The sequence below is a fragment of the Stenotrophomonas sp. GD03777 genome, assembly GCF_029842485.1.
GTDB lineage: Bacteria > Pseudomonadota > Gammaproteobacteria > Xanthomonadales > Xanthomonadaceae > Stenotrophomonas > Stenotrophomonas sepilia.
Window position 1 is genome coordinate 1 of sequence record NZ_JAOCGL010000166.1, and the last position, 5,313, is coordinate 5,313.

5 protein-coding genes are annotated in these 5,313 nt (G+C 68.7%); 4 read left to right on the plus strand and 1 reads right to left on the minus strand.

Features of this window, described 5'->3' with window-relative positions; genetic code table 11:
- Window positions 1-71 precede the first annotated feature (71 nt).
- Window positions 72-893, minus strand: a complete 822-nt coding sequence (locus N5E02_RS19915; RefSeq protein ID WP_053496707.1) for an ATP-binding cassette domain-containing protein — start codon at window positions 891-893, stop codon at window positions 72-74.
- A 151-nt stretch (window positions 894-1,044) separates the two neighbouring features.
- Between N5E02_RS19915 and N5E02_RS19920 the strand changes: the two genes are divergently transcribed.
- From N5E02_RS19920 to N5E02_RS19935, 4 genes are all read left to right on the plus strand, one after another.
- The gene (locus N5E02_RS19920; protein ID WP_279946660.1) at window positions 1,045-2,247 is read left to right on the plus strand and encodes a fatty acid desaturase; all 1,203 of its coding nucleotides are present in this window, start codon (window positions 1,045-1,047) and stop codon (window positions 2,245-2,247) included.
- Window positions 2,244-2,576, plus strand: coding sequence for a hypothetical protein (locus N5E02_RS19925; RefSeq protein ID WP_005421108.1), 333 nt, complete (start codon window positions 2,244-2,246; stop codon window positions 2,574-2,576). The genes N5E02_RS19920 and N5E02_RS19925 overlap by 4 nt, the downstream gene beginning before the upstream one ends.
- A gap of 19 nt (window positions 2,577-2,595) precedes the next feature.
- Complete coding sequence (gene mutM / locus N5E02_RS19930) at window positions 2,596-3,408, plus strand: bifunctional DNA-formamidopyrimidine glycosylase/DNA-(apurinic or apyrimidinic site) lyase (protein ID WP_005421105.1); 813 nt, start codon at window positions 2,596-2,598, stop codon at window positions 3,406-3,408.
- Between the two features lie 105 nt (window positions 3,409-3,513).
- Entirely contained in the window at window positions 3,514-5,118 is a 1,605-nt protein-coding gene (locus N5E02_RS19935) for a glucan biosynthesis protein D (RefSeq protein ID WP_065179774.1), read from the plus strand.
- The last annotated feature ends 195 nt before the right edge of the window (window positions 5,119-5,313 follow it).

Genomic DNA, 5,313 nt, shown 5'->3' on the forward strand with positions numbered 1-5,313 from the left:
CCATGCTCGGCGGCCGTTTGCCGTGATCAGGAGCAGCCGAGCATCGGCTCGGCTCTACAACGGCATGCCGATCACCCCGCGTATGCGGTCAGCCGGCCTTCCTGCTCGCAGACGGTGATCGCGCCGCCGAACACCGCAGACAGCGGTTCGTTGCGCAGCAGCTCGGCGCGGGTGCCGTCGGCCAGCACGCGGCCATCGCGCAGCAGTACCACGCGCTCGATCTCGGGAATGATCTCTTCGATGTGGTGGGTCACCAGCACCAGGGTGATGCCCTGCTGCGCCAGCACCCGCATGGTCGCCACCAGCTGCTCGCGGGCGACCAGGTCCAGCCCGGTGGAGGGTTCGTCCAGCAGCAGTGCCTGCGGCCGGTTGACCAGCGCGCGGGCGATCAGCACGCGGCGGGTCTCGCCAGCGGACAACTCGGCGTAGGCGCGGTCGCGCAGGGACAGGGCGCCGGTCATCGCCAGTGTCTCGCCCACACGTGCGCGCATATCGGCGGTCACTTCGCGGAAGGCCGGCACCACGTAGCTGGCGAAGAAGCCGGACAGCACTGCCTGTTCCACGGTCAGGCCCGGCATGTCGGCCAGATTGCTGCTGAGATCGCCGGTGACGATGCCGAGCTGCGATCGCAGCCGGTCCACCTGCCAGCGGTTCTGCCCCAGCACCCTTACCGCCACGGAGCCGTCGACCTGCGCCAGCGGGTACAGCTCGCGGGTGATCAGCTTGATGAAGGTCGACTTGCCGCAGCCGTTGGGGCCGAGCAGGGCGGTGTGCTGGCCCTGCGCGATGCGCAGGCTGAGCCCGTGCAGCACCTTCACCTGGCCGCGCACCACGGTGGCGCGGTCCAGTTCGATCAAGGGGGGCAGCTCCGCAACGGGCGGGGCGGCAGTCATGGTGCTGGCGCGTGGATCAAGGCTCGACAACTCAGGTCCCCAACTGTGAACGGTGCCACGGATGGCGATGCGATACATCGCCGCAGGGATGCAGTTTGCAACGCAAGCGCCCATCATGTCTGCCATCCCCGCGTCGATCCGGAGAGCTGCCATGTCTGATGCCCTGATGTCCCTGTTGACCGGTGGTGTGCTCGGCCTGGGAGGGTGGGCCATGCTGGCGGTGTTGCTGGTCTTCACCCAGATCACCATCTTCTCGGTAACCCTGTACCTGCACCGCAGCCAGGCCCATCGCGGGGTCGATTTCCATCCGGCGCTGGCGCACGTGTTCCGCTTCTGGCTGTGGCTGACCACGTCGATGATCACCCGCGAGTGGGTGGCCATCCATCGCAAGCACCACGCCAAGGTGGAGACCGAGGACGATCCGCACAGCCCGGTCACCCGCGGCATCGGCAAGGTGTTCTGGCATGGCGTGGAGCTGTACCGCGAAGCGCGCGGCATGCGCGCGGACATCGAGCAGTACGGGCGCGGCACGCCGGACGACGCGATCGAGCGCCACCTGTATACCCCGCACGCCACGCTGGGGCCGGTAGTGCTGCTGGCGATCAACAGTGTGCTGTTCGGCCTGCCCGGCGTGGCGCTGTGGGCGATCCAGATGGCGTGGATCCCGTTCTGGGCGGCGGGCGTAGTCAATGGCCTGGGCCACTGGTGGGGGTACCGCAACTACGAGTCGGCCGATACCTCCACCAATCTCACGCCGTGGGGGTTCTGGATCGGTGGCGAGGAGCTGCACAACAACCACCATGCCTTCCCCAGTTCGGCGCGCTTCGCGATGCGGCGCTGGGAGTTCGATATCGGCTGGAGTGCGATCCGCCTGCTGCAGGCGCTGCGCCTGGCCAGGGTGCTGCGGGTGGCGCCGGCCATGGACGTGCGCCCGAACATCGCCGTGCCCGATGCCGAAACGCTGAAGGCGCTGCTGTCGCACCGCTTCCAGGCGATGACCGATTACCAGCGCAACGTGTTCGTGCCGGCCCTGCGCGAGGAGGCCGCGCAGGCCGGGGCCAAGCTGCGCCGCCTGCTGCCACGCCGGTTGCGCCGTGGCCTGGTCAACGATGGCCGCTGGCTGAAGCCGGACAGCCGCGCCCAGCTCAGCGCATGGGTGGCGCAGCGGCCGCGCATCCGCACCCTGGTCGAGTACCGCGGGCGATTGGCTGCGCTGCTGGAAGCCCGTGGCCACGACGCCGCCGAGCGCCTGCATCAGCTGCAGGCGTGGTGCCGGGAGGCCGAGGAAAGCGGTATCGCGGCGTTGCAGGCCTACGCCGCACGGTTGAAGGGCTACAGCCTGGTGGGCGCGTGAGGGCAGGGTACGGGCTTCTGCTGGCGGCGCTGCTGCCGGGTGCGGCGCTGGCCCAGGTCACCGACACCGCCAGCTATCTGCAGCGGATGGACAGCGATGGCGACGGCAGGGTCAGCGAGGCCGAGTACGTACAGTGGATGCTGTATGCCTTCGATCGCATGGACCGCAACGGTGATGGCGTGCTGAGCGCCGACGAGCTGCCCGGCGGCAAGGGCAGGGCAATCCGCCGCGAGCAGCAGCGGCAGGTGATCGTGCAGCGCTTCCACAAGCAGGATGCCAACGGTGATGGCTTCCTGGATGCCCGCGAGCTGTCCGCGCCGCCGCGTTGAGCGGGCGTAGAATCGCCCCATGCCTGAACTGCCCGAAGTCGAAACCACCCGCCGCGGCCTGGCGCCGCACCTGCAGGGCCGGCGCGTGCATGGCGTGATCCTGCGCCGCGCCGACCTGCGCTGGCCGATTCCACCGGAAGTGGCCGAGCTGCTGCCGGGGCAGCGCATCGAGGACATCCGCCGGCGCGCCAAGTACCTGCTGCTGGATACCGCCATCGGCAGCGCCGTGCTGCACCTGGGCATGTCCGGCAGCCTGCGCGTGCTGCCCGGTGATACCCCGCTGCGGGCGCATGACCACGTCGACATCAGCCTGGACAACGGCCGCCTGCTGCGCTTCAACGACCCGCGCCGCTTCGGCAGCCTGCTCTGGCAGCCGGCTGGGGAGATCCACCCGCTGCTGCAGGGGCTGGGCCCGGAGCCACTGGACGACGCGTTCGACGGCGACTACCTGTTCGCCCGCAGCCGGGGCCGCAGCGCGCCGGTGAAGACCTTCCTGATGGACCAGGCGGTGGTGGTGGGCGTGGGCAACATCTACGCCGCCGAGAGCCTGTTCAAGGCCGGCATCAGCCCGTTGCGCGAGGCAGGAAAGATCTCGCGAGAACGCTACCAGCGGCTGGCCGACGCGGTGAAGGAGATCCTGGGCTACGCCATCACCCGCGGCGGCACCACCCTGCGCGATTTCATCAGCCCCGACGGTGCGCCGGGCTACTTCGAGCAGGAGCTGCTGGTGTACGGCCGCGACGGGCTGCCGTGCCCGAACTGCGGGCGCGCGCTGAAGCACGCCACCATCGGCCAGCGCGCGAGTGTCTGGTGCAGCCACTGCCAGCGCTGAGCCGGCGGCCAGCGGCAGCTGAACGGGCAGGGCGCGTCTCCGCTGCCCGTTAACGTTTGTCTGCCTATGATGGCCGACCTTCCTCCCTGTGCCTGACGCGCCTGCATGCAACGACGCGACTTCATCCGCAATGCCTCCCTCGCCCTGGCTGCATTCGGCCTTCCGTCCCTGCCCGCGTGCGCGGCCAGCCGGCGCGGCCAGATGGGCCTGCGCCGCCTCGGCCAACCGCAGCCGTTCGACTTCGCCACCCTGAAGGGCCAGGCGCGCGCGCTGGCACAGGCACCCTACAAGAGCCACAAGCGGGTGCTGCCGGGCCGCCTGGAAGGCTTGGACTGGGACCAGTACCAGTCGATTGGCTACCGCCAGGACCATGCGCTGTGGGCCGACCAGCCCGGCAAGTTCCAGGCCAAGTTCTTCCACCTGGGCCTGTACTTCCATTCGCCGGTGCGCATGTTCGACGTGGTCGACGGCAAGGCGCAGGAACTGGCGTATGACGGCGCGGCGTTCAACTACGGCAAGAGCGGCATCAAGGATGGCGAGCTGCCGGCCGATCTGGGCTTCGCCGGGTTCCGCCTGAACACCCGCAAGGACACCGACCGCGACTTCGCCGCCTTCCTGGGCGCCAGCTACTTCCGCGCGGTCGGCAAGGAAGGCCAGTACGGCCAGTCCGCGCGTGGCCTGGCGATCGACACCGGCATGGGCAAGCCGGAGGAATTCCCGGATTTCATCGCCTACTACCTGGAACAGCCGTCGGCTGATTCGGAGACGATCGTGGTCTATGGCCTGCTGGATTCGCCCAGCGTGGCCGGTGCCTATCGCTTCGCGATCACCAACGGTGACGTGCTGCTGATGGACATCGACAGCGCGCTGTACCCGCGCAAGGCGATCGAGCGGTTGGGCATCGCCCCGTGCACCAGCATGTACCAGGTGGGCGAGAACGACCGCCGCATGGGCTGGGACTGGCGCCCGGAGATCCACGATACCGATGGCCTGTCGCTGTGGACCGGCGCCGGCGAATGGATCTGGCGCCCGCTGCTGAACCCGCGCAACCTGCGCTTCAACATGTTCGTGGACCGCAACCCGCGCGGCTTCGGCCTGCTGCAACGCGACCGCAACTTCGACCATTACCAGGACGACGGCGTGTTCTACGAGAAGCGCCCGTGCCTGTGGGTGGAGCCGAAGGGCGAATGGGGCGAGGGCTCGGTGCAGCTGGTGGAGATTCCCACCGTGGACGAGACGTTCGACAACATCGTGGCGTTCTGGAACCCGAAGGAAAAGCCGCAGCCGGGCCAGGAGCTGCTGGTCGGCTACCGCTTGTACTGGGGCGCCGAACCGCCGGCGCGCCCGCCGCTGGCGCACTGCGTGGCCAGCCGCACCGGCCTGGGCGGTGTGGTCGGCAAGAAGCGTGAGTACTTCAGCTGGCGCTTCGCGGTGGACTTCGAAGGTGGCGAACTGGCCAGGCTGATCGACAAGGCCGAGGTCGAAGCGGTGGTGGAAGCCAGCCGTGGCCGGGTCGAGATCGTGTCGGCGCGCCCGCTGCGCGAGATCAACGGCTATCGCGCGATGTTCGACCTGGTGCCGCCGGAAGGCAGTACCGAGCAGATCGACATCCGCCTGTTCCTGCGCAGTGGTGGCAAGACCCTCACCGAGACCTGGCTGTACCAGTACACCCCGCCGCCGGCCGGTGCGCCGGAGCGCACGCTGTACTAAGTGGGGATTGGGTTTGCAGGGCTTGCAGCCCTGCACCTGCAGAGGCCAGAGCCGAAGCAACGGCAGAAGCTGGTTTCCTGTAGGAAGGCGGGGTGGGTCCGGTTGAGGGGGACGGCGTAAATACGTCCATGTAGCCTCGGTCGCGCCATCCATGGCGCTCACGCCCCCGCAACCGGACCCACCCCGCCTTCGACA